The organism is Flavobacterium sp. (assembly GCF_044349645.1).
Classification (GTDB): domain Bacteria; phylum Bacteroidota; class Bacteroidia; order Flavobacteriales; family Flavobacteriaceae; genus Flavobacterium.
In genome coordinates this window covers 1-24,360 of sequence record NZ_JBIKQP010000006.1, presented here as the reverse complement: position 1 = coordinate 24,360, position 24,360 = coordinate 1, and the positions used below count along the sequence as shown (strand labels likewise).

The 24,360-nt window shown below is 32.4% G+C and carries 19 protein-coding genes; 11 read left to right on the top strand and 8 right to left on the bottom strand.

Annotated elements, in window-relative coordinates; all coding sequences use genetic code 11:
* The first annotated feature begins 22 nt into the window (after positions 1–22).
* The 3 genes from AC9UFV_RS02230 (at position 23) to AC9UFV_RS02220 (ending at position 7,959) form a co-directional block, all read left to right on the top strand.
* Positions 23–2,695: a DNA gyrase/topoisomerase IV subunit A gene (locus AC9UFV_RS02230; protein ID WP_509572331.1), complete on the top strand. Its 2,673-nt coding sequence runs from the start codon at positions 23–25 to the stop codon at positions 2,693–2,695.
* A 99-nt stretch (positions 2,696–2,794) separates the two neighbouring features.
* Positions 2,795–6,460: a phosphoribosylformylglycinamidine synthase gene (gene purL / locus AC9UFV_RS02225; protein ID WP_509572329.1), complete on the top strand. Its 3,666-nt coding sequence runs from the start codon at positions 2,795–2,797 to the stop codon at positions 6,458–6,460.
* Positions 6,461–6,525: 65 nt separating this feature from the next.
* A complete protein-coding gene (locus AC9UFV_RS02220) occupies positions 6,526–7,959 on the top strand; it encodes an FG-GAP-like repeat-containing protein (RefSeq protein ID WP_509572327.1) in 1,434 nt (477 codons plus the stop codon).
* Between the two features lie 140 nt (positions 7,960–8,099).
* On the opposite strand, the gene AC9UFV_RS02215 is transcribed toward AC9UFV_RS02220, so the two are convergent.
* Positions 8,100–8,681 (bottom strand): dual specificity protein phosphatase family protein, encoded by a 582-nt coding sequence (locus AC9UFV_RS02215; protein ID WP_509572325.1) that lies wholly within the window; start codon positions 8,679–8,681, stop codon positions 8,100–8,102.
* Between the two features lie 120 nt (positions 8,682–8,801).
* On the opposite strand from AC9UFV_RS02215, the gene AC9UFV_RS02210 reads away from it, so the two are divergent.
* The 7 genes from AC9UFV_RS02210 to AC9UFV_RS02180 all read left to right on the top strand — a co-directional run bounded on the left by AC9UFV_RS02210 (position 8,802) and on the right by AC9UFV_RS02180 (position 18,664).
* Positions 8,802–10,577: an AMP-dependent synthetase/ligase gene (locus AC9UFV_RS02210; RefSeq protein WP_509572323.1), complete on the top strand. Its 1,776-nt coding sequence runs from the start codon at positions 8,802–8,804 to the stop codon at positions 10,575–10,577.
* Positions 10,578–10,684: 107 nt separating this feature from the next.
* Positions 10,685–11,152: a MarR family winged helix-turn-helix transcriptional regulator gene (locus AC9UFV_RS02205; RefSeq protein ID WP_509572321.1), complete on the top strand. Its 468-nt coding sequence runs from the start codon at positions 10,685–10,687 to the stop codon at positions 11,150–11,152.
* Positions 11,153–13,543, top strand: a complete 2,391-nt coding sequence (locus AC9UFV_RS02200; protein ID WP_509572319.1) for a 3-hydroxyacyl-CoA dehydrogenase/enoyl-CoA hydratase family protein — start codon at positions 11,153–11,155, stop codon at positions 13,541–13,543. It begins immediately after the preceding gene.
* Positions 13,544–13,622: 79 nt separating this feature from the next.
* Positions 13,623–14,804, top strand: coding sequence for an acetyl-CoA C-acyltransferase (locus AC9UFV_RS02195; RefSeq protein WP_509572317.1), 1,182 nt, complete (start codon positions 13,623–13,625; stop codon positions 14,802–14,804).
* 115 nt (positions 14,805–14,919) lie between these two features.
* Positions 14,920–16,710 (top strand): acyl-CoA dehydrogenase FadE, encoded by a 1,791-nt coding sequence (locus AC9UFV_RS02190; protein WP_509572315.1) that lies wholly within the window; start codon positions 14,920–14,922, stop codon positions 16,708–16,710.
* Positions 16,711–16,867: 157 nt separating this feature from the next.
* Positions 16,868–17,395, top strand: a complete 528-nt coding sequence (locus AC9UFV_RS02185) for a superoxide dismutase family protein (RefSeq protein ID WP_509572313.1) — start codon at positions 16,868–16,870, stop codon at positions 17,393–17,395.
* Positions 17,396–17,464: 69 nt separating this feature from the next.
* The gene (locus tag AC9UFV_RS02180) at positions 17,465–18,664 is read left to right on the top strand and encodes an LETM1-related biofilm-associated protein (protein WP_509572311.1); all 1,200 of its coding nucleotides are present in this window, start codon (positions 17,465–17,467) and stop codon (positions 18,662–18,664) included.
* 28 nt (positions 18,665–18,692) lie between these two features.
* Here AC9UFV_RS02180 and can read toward each other — a convergent pair whose 3' ends face one another.
* The 3 genes from can to AC9UFV_RS02165 form a co-directional block, all read right to left on the bottom strand.
* Entirely contained in the window at positions 18,693–19,328 is a 636-nt protein-coding gene (gene can / locus AC9UFV_RS02175; RefSeq protein WP_509572309.1) for a carbonate dehydratase, read from the bottom strand.
* A gap of 79 nt (positions 19,329–19,407) precedes the next feature.
* The gene (locus AC9UFV_RS02170; RefSeq protein WP_509572307.1) at positions 19,408–21,048 is read right to left on the bottom strand and encodes a SulP family inorganic anion transporter; all 1,641 of its coding nucleotides are present in this window, start codon (positions 21,046–21,048) and stop codon (positions 19,408–19,410) included.
* 53 nt (positions 21,049–21,101) lie between these two features.
* Positions 21,102–21,389, bottom strand: a complete 288-nt coding sequence (locus AC9UFV_RS02165) for a hypothetical protein (protein ID WP_509572305.1) — start codon at positions 21,387–21,389, stop codon at positions 21,102–21,104.
* 150 nt (positions 21,390–21,539) lie between these two features.
* Between AC9UFV_RS02165 and AC9UFV_RS02160 the strand changes: the two genes are divergently transcribed.
* Complete coding sequence (locus AC9UFV_RS02160; protein WP_509564432.1) at positions 21,540–22,481, top strand: LysR substrate-binding domain-containing protein; 942 nt, start codon at positions 21,540–21,542, stop codon at positions 22,479–22,481.
* A 26-nt stretch (positions 22,482–22,507) separates the two neighbouring features.
* Here the strand turns inward: AC9UFV_RS02160 and AC9UFV_RS02155 are convergent, their stop codons facing one another.
* The 4 genes from AC9UFV_RS02155 to AC9UFV_RS02140 form a co-directional block, all read right to left on the bottom strand.
* Positions 22,508–22,702: a hypothetical protein gene (locus AC9UFV_RS02155; protein WP_509572303.1), complete on the bottom strand. Its 195-nt coding sequence runs from the start codon at positions 22,700–22,702 to the stop codon at positions 22,508–22,510.
* A 75-nt stretch (positions 22,703–22,777) separates the two neighbouring features.
* Positions 22,778–23,446 (bottom strand): tRNA (5-methylaminomethyl-2-thiouridine)(34)-methyltransferase MnmC2, encoded by a 669-nt coding sequence (gene mnmC2 / locus AC9UFV_RS02150; protein ID WP_509572301.1) that lies wholly within the window; start codon positions 23,444–23,446, stop codon positions 22,778–22,780.
* 1 nt (position 23,447) lies between these two features.
* The gene (locus tag AC9UFV_RS02145; RefSeq protein WP_509572299.1) at positions 23,448–23,885 is read right to left on the bottom strand and encodes a hypothetical protein; all 438 of its coding nucleotides are present in this window, start codon (positions 23,883–23,885) and stop codon (positions 23,448–23,450) included.
* Position 23,886: 1 nt separating this feature from the next.
* Positions 23,887–24,360 (bottom strand): DUF4920 domain-containing protein (locus AC9UFV_RS02140; protein ID WP_509572297.1); only part of this gene is annotated, 474 nt, incomplete at its 5' end.

Sequence of the window (24,360 nt, the reverse complement as noted above, 5' to 3'; positions counted from 1 at the left end):
ATAAAAGAGTCAAAGAAATTTAATGGACGAAGAAGAAGAAAACATTTTTCCATACGAGGAAAACGAACCTAAATCAGCAGACGAAAAGCATTTTTATGAAAACGATGAAGATGCCAATGATACCATTACCAAAGTTACAGGAATGTACAAAGATTGGTTTTTGGATTATGCTTCTTATGTGATTTTAGAACGTGCTGTTCCTGCAATTGAAGATGGTTTTAAACCAGTTCAACGTCGTATCATGCACTCTTTAAAAGAGTTAGATGACGGTAGATATAATAAAGTTGCCAATGTTGTAGGTCACACCATGCAATACCATCCTCACGGGGATCAAAGTATTGCCGATGCCATGGTGCAAATTGGTCAAAGAGAATTATTGATCGATTGCCAAGGAAACTGGGGAAATATTTTAACTGGTGATAGCGCGGCAGCATCAAGATATATAGAGGCACGTTTATCAAAATTTGCCTTGGAAGTTTTGTATTCTCCAAAAATCACTGATTGGGGAGTTTCTTATGACGGTCGTCGTGCAGAGCCGAATAACTTACCGGTAAAATTTCCGCTTTTATTGGCTTCAGGTGCCGAAGGAATTGCTGTAGGATTATCTACAAAAGTACTTCCTCATAATTTTAATGAATTAATTGACGCCTCAATAAAAATATTAAAAGGGAAACCATTTACCATTTATCCTGATTTTCAAACTGCTGGAATTGCTGATGTCACTAATTATAATGACGGAATGCGTGGCGGAAGAGTTCGCGTTCGTGCAAAAATTAGTCAGTTAGACAAAAATACTTTGGTGATTACACAAATTCCATTTTCTACCAATACTACCACTTTAATCGATAGTATTTTGAAAGCCAATGAAAAAGGGAAAATCAAAATCAAGAAAATTGAAGACAATACGGCTGCGGAAGTTGAAATCTTAATTCACTTATTTCCAGGTGTTTCCCCAGATAAAACTATCGATGCCTTATTTGCCTTTACCGCTTGTGAAACTTCTGTTTCGCCTTTAGGTTGCGTTATTGAAGATAACAGTCCTTTATTTATTGGCGTTTCCGATATGCTTAAAATTTCTACTAATAGAACGGTTGGATTATTAAAAAGCGAATTAGAAATTCAATTGAGCGAACTAGAAGAACAATGGCATTTTGCTTCTTTAGAGCGTATTTTTATCGAACAAAAAGTTTATCGTTTAATTGAAGAAGAAGTAACTAAAGAAGGTGTTATTGCTGCTATTGATGAAGGTTTGAAGCCTCACATCAAACATTTAAAAAGAGCAATTACTGAAGACGATATTTTGCGTTTGACCGAAATTCGAATCATGAGAATTTCGAAATTTGATAGCAATAAAGCCCAAGACAAGATTGAAGCTTTAGAAGGTGATATCGAACAAGTAAAATTCGATTTAGAAAACCTAATCGATTTTGCTATTGCTTATTTCACTAGATTAAAAGAGAAATACGGGAAAGGTCGAGAGCGCCAAACGGAACTTAGAATCTTTGATGATATTGAAGCTACAAAAGTAGTTTTAAGAAATACCAAATTGTACGTAAACAGAGAAGAAGGATTTGTAGGAACAAGTCTTAAAAAAGACGAATACGTAGCCGATTGCTCTGATATTGATGATATTATAGTTTTCCTAAGAGATGGGAAAATGATGGTAACCAAAGTAGATGCAAAAACATTTGTTGGTAAAGACATCATTCATATTGCCATATTTGACCGAAGTGATAAACGTACTATTTATAATATGATTTATCGTGATGGCAAAAACGGCCCTTCCTACATTAAACGATTTAATGTTTCAGGTGTTACCCGAGATAAATTCTACGATTTAACGAATGAAAAACCAGGCTCTCAAGTGCTTTATTTCTCTTGTAATCCGAATGGTGAAGCTGAAGTGATAACGGTATTACTACGTCAGGTGGGAAGTATTAAGAAATTAAAATTCGACATCGATTTTGCTAATCTCGCAATTAAAGGTCGTACTTCAAAAGGGAATATTGTAACTAAATATCCTATTAAAAAGGTCGAACTCAAAGAAAAAGGAATTTCGACATTATTACCAAGAAAAATCTGGTTTGACGATACCGTTCAAAGACTAAATGTAGATGCTCGTGGAGAATTATTGGGAGAATTCCGACCTAGCGATAAAATTTTGATTATCCAACAATCTGGTAAATTAAAAGTCGTCACCCCAGAATTAACTACTCATTTCGATGAAGATATGGTAGTATTGGAAAAATGGATTCCTAAAAAACCAATTTCAGCTATTTATTATGATGGTGAAAAAGAACGTTATTTTGTAAAACGATTCTTAGTTGAAGTTGAAAATAAAGAAGAAACTTTTATTTCTGAACATCCAAATTCTCAATTAGAAATAGTTTCTACCGATTACCGACCAGTTGCAGAATTGATTTTTAATAAAATAAAAGGAGTTCAAAAAGATAATTTAAATGTTGATATTGAAGCTTTTATAGCAGTTAAAGGATTTAAAGCTTTAGGTAATCAATTGACAACAGACAAGGTAAAACAAGTTAACTTGCTAGAACCTTTACCTTACGAAGTTCCCGAAGAAGTAGTTCCAGAGGAAATAGAAGTTGAAGGAGATGAAGTTGAAAATAGTGAAACCAATGAATATGACGATTCAGATATTCAATTAGACGAAGACGGTCAAATAACATTATTTTAAATCTGTAGAAGAGCTAAATTTAACAAAAAACGCATTACTAATTATTTTGCAAAATGGTCTTTTTAAAGTAATTTTGCACAACACAACAACAACAATAAAATGATTCACTTTTTCGAAAACGAAACCAATACGGTTTTTGCTGTTCAATCGCAAAAAGAATTTTCTGCAGAGGACATTTCAAAATTAAACTGGCTTTTTGGCAATTCAAATAAAATAGATAAATCCGTTCTAAATACAATAGGAACGGATTTTTTTATTGGCCCACGAGCCACTATGATTACACCTTGGAGTACCAATGCAGTTGAGATTACTCAAAATATGGGAATTTCAGGGATAATTAGAATTGAAGAATTTTTCAAAGTAAATTCAGATTTCACCGATTTTGACCCAATGCTTTCGCAAAAATACCAAGAACTAAATCAAACTATTTTTACAATCAATATCCAACCCGAAGCGATTTTAGAAATTGATGATATTGCAAGCTTCAATCAAAGTGAAGGTTTGGCTTTAAGTGAAGAGGAGGTAGATTATTTGAATAAATTATCAACTAAAATAGGAAGAAAATTAACTGATTCTGAAGTGTTTGGTTTTTCTCAAGCCAATTCAGAGCACTGCCGTCACAAAATTTTCAATGGAACTTTTGTGATTGACGGAGTTGAAATGCCCACTTCCCTATTCAAATTAATTAAGAAAACATCTGCGGAAAATCCGAACGATATTGTTTCCGCTTATAAAGATAATGTTGCTTTTATAAAAGGACCAAAAGTGCAACAATTTGCACCTAAAAGCCCTGAAAAAGCAGATTTCTATGAAACCAAAGATTTTGATTCTGTTCTTTCGCTTAAAGCAGAAACACATAATTTCCCAACAACTGTTGAGCCTTTTAATGGAGCTGCAACAGGATCAGGTGGAGAAATTCGTGACAGATTAGCCGGTGGTCAAGGTTCGATACCACTTGCTGGAACGGCTGTTTACATGACTTCTTATTCTAGATTATCTCAATTAATACCTTGGGAAAACGGAATGAAAGAAAGGAAATGGCTGTATCAAACTCCAATGGATATTTTGATAAAAGCTTCAAATGGAGCTTCAGATTTTGGAAATAAATTTGGTCAACCATTAATTACTGGTTCTATTCTAACCTTTGAACACGAAGAGAACAATCGTAAATTAGGTTACGATAAAGTAATTATGCAAGCGGGTGGAATTGGTTATGGGAAATTAGACCAAGCCATCAAGCATAAACCAAAAGCAGGTGATAAAATCGTCATTTTAGGTGGTGATAATTACCGAATTGGAATGGGTGGAGCAGCTGTTTCATCTGCAGATACTGGCGAATTTAGTTCTGGAATTGAATTGAATGCCATTCAACGTTCCAACCCAGAAATGCAAAAAAGAGCTGCAAATGCTATTCGAGGATTAGTAGAAAGCGATCACAATCCAATCGTTTCTATTCATGATCATGGTGCTGGCGGACACTTAAATTGTCTTTCAGAGTTAATTGAAGAAACGGGTGGATTAATTGATTTAGATAAATTACCTATAGGAGATCCAACACTTTCTGCAAAAGAAATCATTGGAAATGAATCCCAAGAAAGAATGGGATTGGTAATTGGTCAAAACGACATTGAATTACTACAAAAAATAGCAGATAGAGAGCGCTCTCCGATCTACCAAGTAGGTGATGTTACCGAAAATCATCGTTTTACGTTTGAATCAAAAACTACAGGTAAAAAACCAATGGATTTTGCCTTGGAAGATTTTTTTGGAAGTTCTCCAAAAACAATCATGACCGATAAAACGGTAACTATAAATTACACCAACTTAAACTATTCGCAAGAAAAAATAGCAACCTATTTAGAGCAAGTTTTACAATTGGAAGCCGTTGCTTGTAAAGATTGGTTGACCAATAAAGTAGACCGTTGTGTAGGTGGAAAAGTCGCCAAACAACAATGTGCGGGAACAATACAATTGCCGCTAAATAACTGCGGTGTTATGGCTTTGGACTATCTAGGAAAAGAAGGGATTGCAACATCAATTGGCCACGCTCCTATTGCATCATTAATTGATCCTGTGGCAGGAACTAGAACTGCAATTGCCGAGGCTTTGTCAAACATTATTTGGGCTCCAATTAAAGACGGAATCAAAGGAATTTCTTTGTCTGCCAATTGGATGTGGGCTTGTAAAAACGAAGGCGAAGACGCACGTTTGTATGCAGCAGTTCAAAGTTGTTCTGATTTTGCAATCGAATTAGGAATTAATATCCCAACAGGGAAAGATTCACTTTCGATGAAACAAAAATATCCAAATGAAGAAGTTATTGCGCCGGGAACGGTAATCATTTCGGCAGGTGGAAATTGTACTGACATTAAAAAAGTAATAGAACCTGTATTGCAAATTGATGGGGGTTCTATTTATTATATAAATTTGTCGCAAGACGATTTTAAATTGGGTGGAACCTCCTTTGCTCAAGTTTTAAATACCGTAGGAACAGAAGTACCAACAATTAAAGATGCTGATTTTTTCAAAAAAGCATTCAATGTGATTCAAGACGCCATTGTAAACGATCAAATTATTGCTGGACATGACATTGGAAGTGGCGGATTGATTACCACTCTATTAGAAATGTGTTTTGCAAATAATAATTTAGGTGCCACAATAGATTCGTCCACTTTTGAAGAAAAAGATTTAATAAAAATTTTATTCGCTGAAAATATTGGAATAGTTTTCCAAGCTAAAAATGATGATGAAATTGAAAATAGATTAAATGCCAATAACATCAATTTCTATAAAATAGGAAAAGTTACCAATGAAGCTACTTTAAAAATTGGTCAATTGTCATTTGATATTCCAAAATATAGAGACATCTGGTATTCAACTTCTTACTTATTGGATCAAAAACAGTCGAAAAACGGGATGGCAAAAGCACGTTTCGAAAATTATAAAAACCAACCCTTAAATTACACTTTTCCAACTCATTTCACAGGAAAAAAACCCGTAATCGACGCATCAAAATCCCGTCCGAAAGCAGCTATTATTCGTGAAAAAGGAAGTAATTCCGAGCGAGAAATGGCGAATGCAATGTATTTAGCTGGTTTTGACGTGAAAGACATTCACATGACCGATTTAATTTCGGGAAGAGAAAATCTAGAAGACGTTCAGTTTATTGGAGCTGTAGGTGGATTTTCAAATTCAGATGTTTTAGGATCGGCAAAAGGTTGGGCTGGAGCCTTTTTATACAATGAAAAAGCAAAAACTGCTTTAGCAAATTTCTTCAAAAGAGAAGATACTTTATCGGTAGGAATTTGCAACGGATGTCAGTTATTTATGGAGTTGGAGGTCATTAATCCAGAGCATGAAGTACATGGAAAAATGAAGCACAACACTTCCAAAAAGCACGAAAGTGGCTTTACTTCGGTAACCATTCAAGACAACAATTCAGTGATGTTATCTACCCTTGCGGGAGCCACTTTGGGAGTTTGGATTTCGCATGGCGAAGGTCGATTCAACCTGCCTTTACCAGAAGAAAATTACAACATCGTTTCTAAATATGCTTACGCAGATTATCCTGCCAACCCGAATGGTTCCGATTATAACACGGCGATGCTTTGCGATAAAACAGGACGCCATTTAGTGATGATGCCGCACATTGAACGCTCTACTTTTCAATGGAATTGGGCGAATTACCCACAAAATAGAAGCGACGAGGTTTCTCCGTGGCACGAAGCATTTGTAAATGCGAGAAAGTGGATTGAAAATAAATAACGCTTATTTTAATTCTATAGGCAAATTAGTAACCACTTAATTAACAATTAATCACTAATGAAAATATGAAAAAGCTAATAATCATCTTTGCAATTACTCTCATTAATGGCTTTGCTAATTCTCAAACTATTAATTTTACCTTATCTACACCTTCAACGCCTTTTCAAGATGCCGATGTTGGATCAATGGCATTTGCTGATATTGATAATGATAACGACCAAGATTTAATAATTACTGGAAAAGGTGGGCCTGTTAAAACAACATTATATTTAAATAATGGTTCTGGAAATTTTACCGAAGCTACAGGAACACCTTTTGTTAATGTTTATAGTGGGACAGTAGGGTTTGCTCATGTGAATAATGATAATTTTATTGACCTTTACATAACTGGTACAACTGGTGGCGGCACTAGAACTTCCAATTTATATATTAACAACGGTAATGGAACTTTCTCAATAACTACGAGTCCATTTCCAAATAGTAATGGTGGTAGTTTTGCTTTTGAAGATATTGACAATGATAATGATAAAGATGTTATTATTACTGGTTTAACTGGAAGCTTAAGTGGTGTTGGATTTACAAAATTATACACAAATAATGGTTCTGGTATTTTTTCCGAAGTTTTATCAACACCCTTTGACCAGTTAGGTAACAGTTCTGTTGTGTTTATTGATGTAGAAAATGATGGTGATAAAGATATTATTTTAGCCGGAAAAGATAGTAATAATACTAATTTAACTAAACTGTATTTAAACAATGGTAGTGGTGTTTTTACAGTATCATCTTCAACAACTTTTGCTGGTATTTCAGGCGGCGATTTGGCTGTGGCAGATTCAGACAATGATGGTGATATGGATGTAATTGTTAATGGTAGTTCATCACAAGGCTGGATTACAAAATTGTATACCAATAACGGTTCAGGAATTTTTACCGAAGTTACTACAACTCCATTTATTGGCACTTTAACAGGAGCAGTTGAATTTGCCGACTTTGATAATGACGGTGATAAAGATGTTATTGTTTTGGGTGCTAGAATTGGAAATCCTTCGGCTATGTGTAAAATTTATCAAAACCAGGGAAATAATTCTTTTGTAGAATCTAATGATTTAATTGCTACTTATATAGCAAGTATAGCAATTGCAGATATAGATAATGATACAGATTTAGATTTTATTATAGGTGGTACTCATTTTACAGCACCAACAGAAAACCCAAAATTGTATAAAAATAACTTGAATTCCCCACTAGGTGTTTTAAATTTTAATAATACAATTGATGTATCCTATTTCCCAAATCCAGCAAAAGATTTTGTAAATTTTGAAGCTTATAATTCTATTGAAAAGATTTCTATTTATAATGTTTTAGGTGAGGTAGTTTTGAAAGAAAATATATATGATAAAAACTATAAATTGGATATTAGTATGTTAACTACTGGCTCTTATTTTATAAAATTAGAGAATGAGAATCAAGTTAAAACTTTTAAATTACTTAAATTATAATAATTAAAAAGAAAAACGAATAACTTTTAACCTTTTTGCAAAAGCTTAGTTAAGTATACATAAATGGAATTCCATAAATTAAAGCTTTTGCAACAAATGAAGTTTGGAATTTAATCAACTCCCACATACAGCGCGGAACGTTACCTCAAAGTATCTTTTCTTCTAATATAATTATGCAAGAAATCACCTTTTGGTTTTCCTAAATCAAAGGAGCTCCATTTGGTTAAAAAACGGGTGCTGGTTCTGGCTTCGTCTTTGTCCCAATTTTCATATTCTATTCGGTAAACCGCAGAATACAATTCGGCACGGCCTACTCCATGATAACAATGAATTAAAACTGGGTAGTTAGCAGGATTGTCCATTATTTTATAAAATAAAACTAAATTTTCTTTAGTTGGAACTTGATCGGAACCATCATTGAAATAATTAACACCATTTATTTTTGCAATAGCAATTTTTTCAGCTTCTAATTCTGCAGCATCTTCTGGATTATTTACATCGTCACCGGTTCCTGGGAATCGTAAATCTACTATAGACTTAATTTTATATTTTTTTACGTAGGATTCTAATTCATCAGGTGGAATAACTCCCGATTTATATACTTTACCTTCTGAAATAGTTTCAAAATTATGGTTGATATTCATATCGTACACATATTTACCTCCAAATAGAAGTGCTAATACAAAAGTGAAAACCCCGATGATTTTTAGCTGCTTTTTCATGTTGTAAAATTAATTATTTAATGGTTGAATTGTGTTAATTTTTATTAAAATATAATAATAAATTATTGAATTTGTGAATTTTTGATTAATTTGGCTAGATTCAAATTAAAATTATTTATAATGACAAATGTAACGCGGTTATTCGAGTTTCCATATTATCAATTAGAAAAATACAATTCCATTTCGGATGCATTAGTAACGAAATATGATGGGAATTGGATAAAAACTTCAACAGAAGAATACATCAAAAAATCCAATGCGATTTCACGTGCTTTATTGAAAATTGGCGTTCAGAAAGACGATAAAATCGCAGTAATTTCTACCAATAATAGAACCGAATGGAGTATTGTTGATATTGGAGTTTTACAAACAGGCGCACAAAACGTACCTATTTATCCTACTATTTCTGAATCGGAATACGAATATATTCTAAATCATTCAGAATCGGTTTATTGCTTTGTTTCTGATGCCGAAATATTACGTAAAGTTAATCTTATAAAAGCTAACGTTCCTAAACTGAAAGAAGTTTACTCTTTTGATACCATCGAAGGATGTAAAAATTGGACCGAACTTCTCACCATTGGCGAAGACCTAGACAACCAAGACGAAGTGGAAGCAAGAAAAAAAATGGTTCAGCCAAATGATTTAGCAACCATTATTTATACTTCAGGAACTACGGGAAAACCAAAGGGTGTAATGCTTTCTCACAATAATATTGTTTCGAATGTATTTGCTGGAGCTACTAGAATTCCACTTTCACCGGGAAATAGCCGTACCATGAGTTATTTGCCTGTTTGCCATATTTTAGAACGATTTTATCTTTATTTATGTCAGTATTATGGTGTTTCCATTTATTTTGGGGAATCAATTGATAAAATTGGTGACAACCTAAAAGAGGTGAAACCTAATTTAATGACTGGTGTACCGCGTGTACTTGAAAAAGTATATGATAAAATTTATGCTAAAGGATTGGAGTTAAAAGGGCTAAAAAAAATGATCTTTTTTTGGGCTTTAAATTTAGGATTCAAATTTAAACCTTACAATGAAAACGGTTGGTGGTATGAATTCCAATTGAAAATAGCGCGTAAATTAGTTTTTAGCAAGTGGAAAGAAGGTGTTGGAGGCAATTTAGAAATGATTGCATGTGGAAGCGCTGCATTACAACCAAGATTAGCTAGAATTTTTGCTGCAGCAAATATTACAATCATGGAAGGTTACGGATTAACAGAAACTTCTCCATTAATTTCTATTAACGATATGAGAAATCGTGGCTATAAAGTAGGAACCGTTGGAAAAGTAGTTGATAAAGTAGAAATAAAAATTGCAGAAGATGGAGAAATTCTTTGCAAAGGACCAAATGTAATGTTGGGTTATTATAAAGATGTTGAACAAACAAAGGAAGTACTTAAAGACGGATATTTTCATACTGGCGATATCGGAGAAATAGATTCTGAAGGGTTTTTAAAAATCACCGATCGTAAAAAAGAAATGTTTAAAACCTCAGGTGGAAAATACATTTCACCACAATTACTTGAAAATGCATTTAAGCAATCTCGATTTATTGAACAAATAATGGTGATTGGTGACGGTCAAAAAATGCCAGCAGCATTTATTCAACCCCACTTTGAATACATTAAGGAATGGCAAAAATTACATGATATCACTCCAGATACTTCATTTGAAGCTATTGCAAATAATCCAAAAGTAATTGAGCGAATTCAAGAAGAAGTAAATAAAATCAATGAGAAATTTGGAAATTGGGAAAGAGTCAAGAGATTTGAACTTACTCCAGACCTTTGGACTATTGATGGAGGCCACGTTACTCCTACACTAAAACTCAAGAGAAAAGTGATTCTCGAAAAGTATAAAGACCTATTTACCAAAATCTACGGTTAAGAAAAAACTCCTCAAATATTTGAGGAGTTTTTTTTTAACATAAAATAAATAAAAAATACTATGCACGCATACTATTTTTTATTACATTTGAAAATAAATCAAAATGAATGAAAGAAAAAACGATTGATTATATACTTCGAGCAACGTGGCAGGCGGTCTCAAGAATGTATAATGACGAGGCCCAAAACTTTGGAGCGTCAATGGCAACAGGTTTTGCATTGTTAAGTATGGATAAAGATAAAGGGACTCCTTCAACTTCATTAGGACCAAAAATGGGAATGGAAGCAACAAGCTTAACCAGAACATTAAAATCAATGGAAGACAAAGGGTTAATAATAAAAAAGAAAAATCCAGATGATGGCCGAGGTGTATTAATTTACTTAACCGATTTTGGTAGAGAAAAAAGAGAATTATCTAGAAATACAGTTTTGAAATTTAATGAAACCGTTAAAAAACATGTTTCAGAAGAAAAATTAAAACACTTTACAGAAGTAACAGATATTATCAATGAGTTAATTCTAGAAAAAAAGATATTTAGTAATTCAGAAAATACAACTGAACAAAAAAATAAATAGATGAAACGTACCATAAAAAAAGTTGCAGTCATAGGTTCCGGAATAATGGGGTCGGGAATTGCTTGTCATTTTGCCAATATCGGAGTTGAAGTTTTACTATTAGATATTATTCCAAATCAACTTTCAAGCGACGAAGAAAAAAAAGGACTGACATTAGAAAGTAAGATCGTAAGAAACAGGTTGGTTAATGAACATTTAGCCAATTCGCTGAAATCGAAACCTTCACCTATATATAATCAAAAATTTGCCAGTCGGATTACCACGGGAAACACCACTGATGATTTGGCAAAAATTGCCAATGTTGATTGGATTATTGAAGTTGTTGTTGAGCGATTGGATATCAAGAAATTAGTATTTGAACAAATAGAAAAATTCCGTAAACCAGGAACTTTGGTAACATCAAATACTTCAGGTATTCCAATTCATTTTATGACTGAAGGAAGAAGTGAAGATTTTCAGAAACACTTTTGCGGAACCCACTTTTTTAATCCAGCGAGATATTTAAAACTATTTGAAATTATTCCTGGACCACAAACCTCCTCTGAAATAATTGATTTCCTAGCCATTTACGGAGAAAAATTCTTAGGAAAAACTTCGGTTGTCGCCAAAGATACTCCCGCCTTTATTGGTAATCGAATTGGTATTTTTGGAATTCAGAGTTTGTTTCATTTGGTTAAAGAATTAGGATTAACAATTGAAGAAGTTGATAAATTAACAGGTCCAGTTATAGGAAGACCAAAATCGGCGACTTTCAGAACGGTTGATGTGGTTGGATTAGACACTTTAGTTCACGTGGCAAACGGAATTTATGAAAATTGTCCAAATGATGAAAAGCACGATTTGTTTCAATTACCCGATTTTATTAAAAAAATGATGGAAAACAATTGGCTTGGAAGCAAAACTGGTCAAGGTTTTTATAAAAAAGAAGGTCGAGATATTTTATCATTAGATTTAAATACTTTAGAATATAGATCTGGGAAAAAAGCGTCATTTGCAACGTTAGAATTAACAAAAACGATAGTAAAACCAATTGATCGTTTCAAAATATTGGTAACCGGAAAAGACAAAGCGGGAGAATTCTACAGAAAGAGTTTTGCTTCTATGTTTGCCTATGTTTCCAATAGAATTCCAGAAATAGCAGATGAATTGTACAAAATTGACGATGCGATGAAAGCTGGTTTTGGTTGGGAAAATGGTCCATTCGAAATTTGGGATGCCATTGGGGTTGCAAAAGGAATCGAAATCATGAAATCGGAAGGCTTAGAACCTAATTCTTGGGTGATTGATATGATAGCTTCTGGAAATTCAAGTTTTTATACCGTAAAAGAAGGTGCTACTTATTATTATTCAATTCCAAATAAAACACAAACGAAAGTTCCAGGTCAGGATGCATTTATTATCCTTAACAACATTCGAGAAAGCAAAAAAGTGTGGAGTAATAGCGGGGCGATTATACAAGATTTAGGGGATGGAATTTTGAATTTAGAATTCCAATCGAAAATGAACACCATTGGAGGAGACGTCTTACAAGCAATCAACAAAGCAATTGATTTATCTGAAAAAGAACATCAAGGATTGGTTATTGGTAATCAAGCAGCCAATTTCACTGTGGGAGCGAATATTGGAATGATATTTATGATGGCTGTCGAGCAAGAATATGACGAATTGAATATGGCGATAAAAATGTTCCAAGACACAATGATGCGCGTTCGATATTCTGGGATTCCAGTAATTGTTGCTCCTCATGGAATGACTTTGGGAGGTGGTTGCGAAATGAGCATGCATGCAGATAAAGTAGTTGCTGCCGCTGAATCGTATATTGGATTAGTAGAATTTGGAGTAGGTGTAATTCCTGGTGGTGGAGGTTCGAAGGAAATGACCTTACGAGCTTCTGATTTATTCCGAAAGAACGATGTTGAATTGAATGTTTTACAAGAATATTTTTTAACAGTTGCAATGGCAAAAGTTTCCACTTCTGCTTATGAAGCTTTTGATTTGGGTATTTTACAACATGGAAAAGACATTGTTGTGGTCAATAAAGACCGCCAAATTGCAGAAGCTAAAAAACACGCATTATTAATGGCAGAGGCTGGATACACCCAACCTATTCGCCGAAATGATGTGAAAGTTTTAGGAAAACAAGCATTAGGAATGTTCTTAGTTGGAACCGATCAAATGGAAGCTGGAAAATACATTTCAGAACATGACAAGAAAATCGCGAATAAACTGGCTTATGTTATGGCGGGAGGAGATTTATCAGAGCCAACATTGGTATCAGAACAATATTTATTAGACATAGAAAGAGAAGCTTTTTTGAGTTTGTGTACCGAAAGAAAAACTTTGGAGAGAATTCAGTTCATGTTAACTAAAGGGAAACCGTTGAGAAATTAATTTTAAATTAAAAATTATGAATTAAAAATTATGAATAAGCTTCATTTATAATTAAAATTCAAAATTCAAAATAACAGTTATGAAAACAGCCTATATCGTAAAAGCATACAGAACTGCCGTTGGTAAAGCACCAAAAGGCCTATTTAGATTCAAGCGACCTGATGAATTGGCAGCAGAAACAATTCAGTTTATGATGAATGAATTGCCTGATTTCGACAAAAAACGCATTGATGACGTAATGGTTGGAAATGCTATGCCAGAAGCAGAACAAGGTTTGAATATGGGACGTTTGATTTCCTTAATGGGATTAAAAATAGAGGATGTTCCTGGAGTAACAGTCAATAGATATTGCGCTTCGGGATTAGAAACCATTGGAATGGCTACAGCTAAAATCCAATCAGGAATGGCCAATTGCATTATTGCTGGAGGTGCAGAAAGTATGAGTTTTATTCCGATGGGAGGTTATAAACCAACACCAGATTATGCTGCTGCAAAAGCTGGAAATGAAGATTACTATTGGGGAATGGGATTAACTGCTGAAGCGGTTGCTCAGCAATATAATATTTCAAGAATTGACCAAGATGAATTTGCTTTTAATTCGCATAGAAAAGCTTTGAAAGCACAATCTGAAGGCAAATTTGACAAACAAATTGTACCAATTACGATAGATCAAACTTTTATCAATGAAAATGGTAAAAAAGAAACGAAATCCTATGTGGTAAATAAAGATGAAGGACCAAGAGCAGGAACTTCAGTAGAAGCATTAGCTGGTTTACGAGCAGTTTTTGCCGCCGACGGAAGTGTAACTGCTGGGAATTCTTCTCAAATGAGTGACGGAGCTGCATTTGTATTAATTATGAGTGAAGAAATGGTTAAAGAACTTAACCTCACTCCTATTGCAAGATTAGTCAATTTTGCTTCTGCTGGTGTAGAACCAAGAATTATGGGAATTGGGCCAGTAAAAGCAATACCAAAAGCATTAAAACAAGCAGGAATGCAATTAAAGGATATTGATTTAATCGAATTGAATGAAGCTTTTGCCTCACAATCTCTGGCTGTAATTCGTGAATTAGATTTAAATCCTGACATCGTAAATGTTAATGGGGGAGCAATTGCATTAGGTCATCCTCTTGGTTGTACTGGAGCAAAATTATCGGTTCAATTGTTTGACGAAATGAAATTACGAGGAAGTAAATACGGGATAGTGAGTATGTGTGTGGGAACAGGACAAGGGAGCGCGGGGGTGTTTGAGTTACTTTAGCCCCTAACATAATAAGGGGAAACCCTACTAATAATGAAATTAATACTATTGAATAAAATCTAAAACCCTACTTACCCCTAGTAGGAATTTCCCCTTTGGGGGTTAGGGGGCCGATATGAACGATAAAACAAGGGGAGGTCAATTCCTCGTAAAAGAGACAAAATGTGAGGACATCTTCACACCTGAAGACTTCAATGAGGAGCAATTAATGATGCGTGATTCTGTAAAGGAATTTGTGGACAAAGAGATTTGGCCATACAAAAATAGGTTCGAAAACAAAGATTTCGCATTGACTGAGGAAACAATGAAAAAAGCTGGAGATCTTGGATTTCTTAGCGTTGCTGTGCCTGAGGCTTATGGAGGAATGGGAATGGGATTTGTAAATACAGTATTGGTTTGTGATTATATTTCTGGAGCTACAGGTTCGTTTTCAACAGCATTTGGTGCTCATACTGGAATTGGAACGATGCCAATAACATTATATGGAACTGAAGAACAAAAGCAAAAATACGTACCAAAACTCGCTTCAGGGGAATGGTTTGGAGCTTATTGTTTAACAGAACCTGGAGCTGGATCTGATGCTAATTCTGGGAAAACAAAAGCAGTATTATCTGAAGATGGATCATATTACAAAATTACAGGCCAAAAAATGTGGATTTCAAATGCTGGATTTTGCTCTTTGTTTATAGTTTTTGCTCGTATTGAGGATGATAAAAATATAACTGGTTTCATAATTGAAAATGATCCTAATAATGGGATTTCAATGGGAGAAGAAGAACATAAGTTAGGAATTCGCGCCTCTTCTACTCGACAAGTTTTCTTTAATGAAACTAAAGTTCCTGTTGAGAATATGCTGTCAGAAAGAGGAAATGGATTTAAAATAGCCATGAATGCTTTGAATGTAGGAAGAATAAAATTAGCTGCTGCTTGCTTAGATGCTCAACGAAGAGTAACTACAGGAGCAATAAAATATGCAGTTGAAAGAGTTCAATTCAATACTTCAATTTCACAATTTGGAGCTGTAAGACAAAAAATTGCTGAAATGGCTACTTCTTGTTATGCAGGTGAAAGTGCTACTTATAGGGCTGCAAAAGACATTGAAGATAGAATAATTGCACGTGAAAATGATGGAGCATCACATCAAGAAGCAGAATTAAAAGGGGTTGAAGAGTATGCAATAGAATGTTCAATTTTGAAAGTAGCAGTTTCAGAAGACGTTCAAAAATGTGCTGATGAAGGTATCCAAATTTTTGGTGGAATGGGATTCTCAGAGGATACTCCTATGGAAAGTGCATGGAGAGATGCAAGAATTGCTCGTATTTATGAAGGTACAAACGAAATCAATAGGATGCTTTCAGTTGGGATGTTGATTAAAAAAGCAATGAAAGGACATGTTGATTTATTAGGACCAGCATCACAGGTTCAGGAAGAATTAATGGGTATCCCATCGTTTGACGTGCCTGATTATTCAGAACTTTTTGCCGAGGAAAAAGAAATGATTGGAAAAATAAAAAAAGCCTTTTTAATGGTTGCTGGTGGTGCCGTACAAAAATATGGTCCAGATTTAGAAGGACATCAACAATTATTGATGGCTGCAGCCGACATGCTTATAGAAATATACATGGCAGAAAGTACGATTCTTAGAACAGAAAAAATTGCTAAGAATAATGGAGAAGATAAAGTTCAAGAACAAATTGCAATGGCAAAACTTTACCTATATAATGCAGTAGATATTATTAACTTAAGAGGTAAAGAAAGTATTATTTCTTTTGCTGAAGGTGACGAACAACGAATGATGTTAATGGGATTACGAAGATTCACAAAATATACCAACATGCCAAATATAGTAGCTTTAAGAGAAGTAATAACTTCAAAATTAGTTGACAAAAACGAATATTGTTTTTAAAAAATAAACACTAAAAATGTTGGTTTTGGTGGAAAGGTCACTTTGTATTTGTTTACAAAGTGATTTTTTTTGTAATTTAATTTTAGTATAAATTTAAGAAAAACGAGACTTTTTCTAATTTATAATGTTTAATTTTATAAAAATTTAATCTTAAATTATGAAAAAAATAATAGTTTCAATCGTAATCATAATTGCAGTAATTATAGGCTGTAAAACGAACTCTTCAAATGGAATTAACTCAAAATTGAATGTAACTTTTGAACCAAAAAGCAACAGTAATGTTCAAGGAACCGGTTTTTTTACAGAAAAAAATAATCAAGTTACGTTTACTGCTAATTTCATAGGTCTAAAACCTGGTATTCACGCGATACATATTCATGAAAAATCAGATTGTTCAGCTGCAGACGGAAGTTCAGCAGGCGGACATTGGAATCCTACATTCAAAAAACATGGAAAATTAGAAGAAGGAGAAGCGCATAAAGGTGATATTGGAAATTTCACGACTGATGAATTTGGTAATGGCAGCATTTCATTTACTACTTCTGAATGGTGTATTGGATGCGACGATAAAACAAAAGACATAGTAGGAAAAAGCTTAATTGTACATCAAGGTCCTGACGATTACGTTTCACAACCAGCAGGAAATTCAGGAGCTAGAGTAGCATGTTCAGCAATTATCAAGTAAAAATTAATTTACTGTAAAAATAATTTTTGATATCATAAAATATATAAATTTGTTGATATAAAATACAAAATGATAAACGCTTCTGCTCAAGGCTGGATTGATAAATTTTTCTCTGATCAAAAATCGATAACGAATCCTGTTATTGAAAGTGCAGCTACTTTTTATTCAAATACAAGAAGCACTGGGTTTATTTACGGGTATATTGTTTCGTTAGATACAGAAAATAAGATAGATACATCTAAATGGACTGAAGATGAAATTTCAAAAGTAGCTTTATTAAATTCCTTATTTAAAGTTTACAAAATAAATACTAGTGATTCAAATCGAGAAGATTTTATTGTAAAAATTGTTACTTTTTATAATGAAATGCACCCGCAAGGTTTTAGTTTGTTAAAGAAAATTCTTCCTAATAATTCCAAATCCATTGATTTAGAAAATATAATTGATGACAGAATTCAAACAAATATTGACATTATCAACAAACAGTTTTCTCATGTATTAACAAATGCATTACTTTTTATTGATGTTCTAGCATTCAATTTTTATTTAACAAATGGTTCTATTCCTGAAAAATATATAAAGAAAATTGAAGAAAGTATTATAGGTATTGTTTCTTTAGCATTAAAAATTAAATCCAATAAAACTAATTATGACGATTTATTGATAAAGTTATTAGAAGCATCTGTTCGTTATAGTAAGTTTTCAAATATCAATATTCAAAACCTCGAAGAATTAAAATTAGACTCGTTTACTTTGGAAATAGAAAAGTATTATCTAATTGATTTAGCTGGCATGGCCTTATGGAGTGATGAAAAAATAGAAAAGAACGAAGCTTTTTTCCTTCATCATCTAGCCGAAATAATGTCGGTTTCTGAGCAATTTGTGGAAGAAAGCATTCGCGATACAAACGAATTCATTACAAAATACAAATCGGAGATTCCGTATTTTAAATATTCTAATCCCGTAAAGCATTTCTTTGATCATACTACACAAAACGTAGAAGTTTTGATTAGTAGAAATAAAAATCGGTTATTTAAAGAAATATCAGAAAGTAAAGAATTGATGTTATTACTTGCTAAATCGACTCGAAAAGATTTAGATGAAAACGAAAAGAAAAAGATAAAGAAACAATTACTAGATATTTGTAAAACAATTCCTTCACTGACTATTTTCCTATTACCAGGTGGTTCGTTATTACTTCCAATATTAATTAAATTTATTCCTAAATTATTGCCTTCCGCATTTAATGAAAACTTGGAAAAGGAATAAAAAAAACCACTCGGAAGTGGTTTTTTTTTTAAAATTTTAATTGGTAAACATCGTCTAAATCTTTATCTGAACTAAAGTTAACTTTTAAATCGGTTACAAAACCTGAATTTAAACCATATGTCCATCCATGTAGGGTTAAATCCTGACCATTTTTCCAAGCCGATTGTACGATAGAAGTTTTAGCTAAATCAAAAACTTGCTCTTTTACATTTAATTCTACAAAAGTATTAAAGCGTTCATTTTCATCTTCAATTGAATCTAAATAATCTTGATGCAAACGGTAAACATCTTTAATGTGACGGATCCAGTTATCTATAATACCAATTGAGTCATTCCCCATTGCTGCTTTTACACCTCCACAACCATAATGCCCGCAAACAATTACATGCTTGACTTTCAATACATTAATAGCGTAATCCAAAACACTTAGCATGTTCATATCGGAATGAACTACCATATTTGCAATATTTCTATGAACAAAAACTTCACCAGGTTTAGCTCCTATAATTTCATTAGCAGGCACACGACTATCAGAACAACCAATCCATAAAAGTGGTGGTGATTGTCCTTTTGCCAGGTCTTTAAAATAATTAGGATCCTGTTCTAAAGCTTTTTCAACCCAAATTTTATTATTGTCTAATATTTTTTTATAAAAATCACTCATCTCTTTTTGTGTGTTTTAGTTAATTTAAATTTTAAGCTAAATCGAATTATAATTAGCCTTATTAAAATTATTTTTCAAATTAATTTGTTATTTCCTTCTTAACCATTTTCCTTTTTACAAAATCATAATGATGTTCAATTGAAACATTATTAAGCGATTCAATTGTATTTTCTAAATTATAAGATTTTTTAAAGCCCTTTAATTTAAAATTAATATTAGCATCAATTGCCCTAGTGACTTTAAATTCTCTAATTAAATCTAAAATATCGTGAGCAATATAAATAGATTCTGTTGCGTCTATAATTACTTTAGAATTTTCAGGAATATCATTTAATGTAGATTTAATAGCAGCTTTATTTAAAAAAGAAACTTCTTGTGCTAAATGGATATGTATTATATCTCCATCTATATATTCTTCTTTTCTAAAGCTGTAAGCCCTTTTTAAATTACCTTTTAAAACAAAAATAATACTTATAATAATTCCTAAAGCTACTCCTTTTAATAAATCGGTAAAAACAACTGCTAAAAATGTTGCAATAAAGGGAAGAAACTGGTATTTTCCTTTTTTCCAAAAATGTACTATTATTTTTGGATTGGCTAATTTATAACCAACTAATAATAGAACAGCCGCAAGAGTTGCCAGAGGAATTTTGTTCAATAAAGCAGGTATTGAAAACACACATAATGTTAATAATAATCCATGTGTAATTGCAGCTAATTTAGATTTTGCGCCCGCAGTATTATTAGCAGAAGTCCTTACAACTACAGAAGTCATTGGTAAACCTCCAAGTAATGAACTAATTATATTACCAATTCCTTGAGCTTTTAATTCAACGTTTGTATCTGTGAATCTCTTTTGTTCGTCCATTCTATCAGCTGCCTCAATGCATAATAAAGTTTCTATAGAAGCAACAATTGCGATCGTTATTCCAATAATCCAAACTTTAGTATTAGTTATTGCTGAAAAATTTGGCAATATAAAAATACTCTTTAATTCTTCAAATGAATTTGGAACAGGCAAACTGACTAAATGTTCATTTTTAATTGAAAAACTACTTCCTGAAATAATAAAATATTCATTCAATAAGATGCTCAAAATTACTGCTACTAATGCTGGTGGAAACAGTTTAATTTTTTTTAAAAATTCAACTTTCGTCCAAGCAATTAAAATAAATAGTGATAGTAATGTTATTATTATTGAGCCAACTTGAACATGTCCAATTATATGAAATAATTCAGAGAAAGTGTTTTCAGAATCAGTTTGAAAGAAAGCTAAATCACCTTCATAATCTTTATCATATCCAAAAGCATGAGGAATTTGTTTCAAAAAAATTATAACACCAATACCAGCCAACATACCTTCAATTACATTGGTTGGAAAATAATTTGAAATACTTCCTGCTTTAATAAATCCTAAAATCAATTGGATAACCCCTGCAATAAAAACGGCAGTTAGAAAAATATCAAAGGCACCTAAATCGGTTATTGCAGTTAGCACAATTGCTGTTAATCCAGCAGCCGGTCCTGAAACACTAAGATGAGAGGTGCTTAAATAACCTACTACTATTCCGCCTACGATGCCTGAAATAATTCCAGAAAACAAAGGGGCTCCGGAAGCCATAGCAATACCTAAACACAATGGCAAAGCGACCAAAAAAACTACTAAACCTGCAGAAAAATCAGATTTTAGATTTGTAAATAAACTATTGTTTTTTGTCATAATACTAAATAAATTTAATTCAAAGTTACTAACGCAAAAGGTTGCGTAAAAAATTAAATATAAATAGTATCTGGTGGTGGTATTACTATTTTTTTAGAAATAGAGTCGTGTCTGTTTAAATTTTCAGAAAGTATAGTAATTGACTTTTTTTTAACGTTAAATAAAGGGTAAGTTAAGGATGCAAAAATAAAATCAGTTTTGAGTTCTTTTTGAAATTCATCTGATTCAGAATTATCATAACTAAATGAAATAGCCTCTTTCTTCTCTACTAAACTTATAATTGTGGGAGTTGAGAGGAAAGTCAGAAAAAATACAATCAAAAATTTTACTATAATTTTCATAAGACAAAACTAATTTTTATTTACTAATAAAATACAATAATCTTAAAAAATATTTATAGTTAATATTAAAATAAATTATCATAAATAGACTTAAAAATTATACTATAAATTAAATTGATTGTTTTTATATTTGCGTAATAATTTACTATTATGACGATAACTCAACTTCAATATGTTTTAGCTGTGGCCGAACATAAAAATTTTACACTTGCTGCCGATAAGTGCTTTGTCACGCAACCTACATTAAGTATGCAAATTCAAAAGGTAGAAGAAGAATTAAATATTCAAATTTTTGACCGTACAAAAAAACCTATTCAACTAACTGAAATTGGTCAAAAAATTGTGAATCAAGCAAAGAATATTGTCAATGAAGCCGATCGAATGAAAGATATTGTTGAACAACAGAAAGGTTTTATTGGAGGTGAATTCAAATTAGGTATTATTCCAACTGTAATGCCTACTTTATTACCAATGTTCTTAAATACATTTGTAAAAAAATATCCAAAAGTGAAACTCATTATTGAGGAATTAAACACCGATGATATTATACTGAGGCTGAAAAATGGAAATTTAGACGCTGCAATTGCTGCCACACCTTTAAATGAAGAAAAACTAAAGGAAATTGTAATTTATTATGAGCCATTTGTAGCTTACATTCCTGAAAAACATAGAATTGCAGATAAAAAAGAAATCGAAGTTTCTGATTTAAACCTAGATGAAATTTTACTTCTACAAGACGGTCATTGCTTTAGAGACGGTATTCTTAATTTATGTAAAAATCAAGATGTAGCTCCAGCAAATAATTTTCAAATTCAAAGTGGAAGTTTCGAAACATTGATAAAATTAGCAGATGAAGGATTAGGATTAACACTACTTCCCTATTTACATACATTGGATTTAAAAGAAAACGACAAACTAAAATTAAAGCATTTTAAGGATCCCAAACCTGCTCGTGAAATAAGTCTGATTTTCCCAAAAACAGAATTAAAAATTCAAATTATTGATGCATTGCGACAATCAATTTCAGGAGTTATTCGAGGTGCTATTGCTTTTCAAAATGTAGAAATCATAAATCCACTACCTAAGAAATAAAAAAGGAGCAAAAATGCTCCCTTTTTTTATTTTATATAAATTAAACATTGCCTTAATTCCGGCTTTTGTTTTGTGTATTTTAACAACCACTCGGTTAATTGTTCGACTTCGTAAGGCAATAACATTTTTAATGCTTTTTCTAATTCTTTACAAAATAACTTTGGATCAAAACTTACGCTCTCCAAAATGTTTCTTGTGTAGGCAAACATTGATGCTTTCATAAAAAAATATTTTATTGTTATTTGATATCAAATTTAATAATTTAAATATTTACTATTGCAAATAATAAGTTAAAATTAAACTTCAAATTTCGTAGCCCTAAACATTTCTCTTTTCCCTGGTGGTCCTGGAAGTTTTTCAACCGTAAAACCCACTTCGATCAAACTTCTTTTTACCACTCCACGAGCAGCATAAGTTACAAGAGTTCCATTAGATTTAAGCGCTTTATACATTTTTCTGAAAATTTCAGTACTCCATAATTCAGGTTGAACTCTATATCCAAAAGCATCAAAATAAATTAAATCAAATTTATCTTCATCTTCAATTTGTTCAAAAAATTGTTGTCTTTTTGTTAGTGTAAATAGAGACGAAATTTCAATTGTGGTTTGCCAATCACATTCGTGTATAAGATCAAATATTGTAGTTTCAGATGTTGCATTAAGCTCTGAAACATAGTTCATCTGAGAAATCTCATTGGTAGAGATAGGATACGCTTCTATTCCATGATAATCAATTTTTTGATTTGATTTCTTAGATTCTAAAAACGTTATAAAAGCATTTAGACCAGTTCCAAAACCCATTTCTAAAATAGAAACTGGCTGGCCATTAAAAGTGTTTAATCCATTTTGGATAAAAACGTGATACGCCTCTTGGATAGCGCCATGTTTAGAATGATACGATTCATTCCAATCTGGCAAATGTATCGTTGTAGAACCATCTAATGTTTGAAGAATTTCTCTTTTCAAATTATTTGATGTATAACTTTTTTATTTTCGGAATTGGCCCACCACATTTAACTTGGTGACAGCTAACACATGCATTTATTCCATTATTAAAATGTTGCTTTGCATTTTTCGGGTCTTTATAAATCAACTCCTGAGACTTGATAAAAAGGGCTGCTTGTTCTTTAAAAAATTGATCATTTTCCGATTCATCTGTCATTACTGCTTTATGAATATTTAGAAAATGAATAGGAAATTGTCCAATAGTATCCCCTTTTTTAATTCTCTCTTTTAGTTTTTCATTTTCAATGTACATGCTCTCCATCAAAGCTGCCATTTCTGACATTTGATACATTTCAAACTTTTTTTCTGATTTTTCATTCGAAGTGCACTCTTGATTGTCGGCATTTTTATTGCACGACAGAAAAAAGAAAATAGAGAGTAATAAAAGTAATTTTTTCATTTTACTTTTTTATTAAAACTCCATCTGCCATAAATGAATAGTTAGTTTTTGGAGCAACAATACTGTCAATTGCAGCTTGAGATTTTCCCTCATCTTTAGCATAATGCTTTAATTCTTCAACAGTTTCAATACTTACAAATGCCTTTCCATTAACAATTACTTCACCGTTTTGAGCGTTTTTAGGAACAAAAAAAGCATAGTCTTTGAACTTTACAAAAGCTTCCTTTCCAGAAGATAATTCTAATGTCATCCAACATCCTTTCTTCTGACAAACACTTTTAATTTTAGATTTAAATTTAATATTAAGTGTATCTCCAGGTTTTAATTTATCATATTGAACCAACATTTCTTCATTTGTAATTGCTTTATCAGCTGAAATACTATCTCCAAAAATTGCATAATCAATTGAAGAATTTGAAGCAATTGTTTCTTTTTTACAACTTGTTAATGCAAAAAAGCAAATTAATAAATAGAC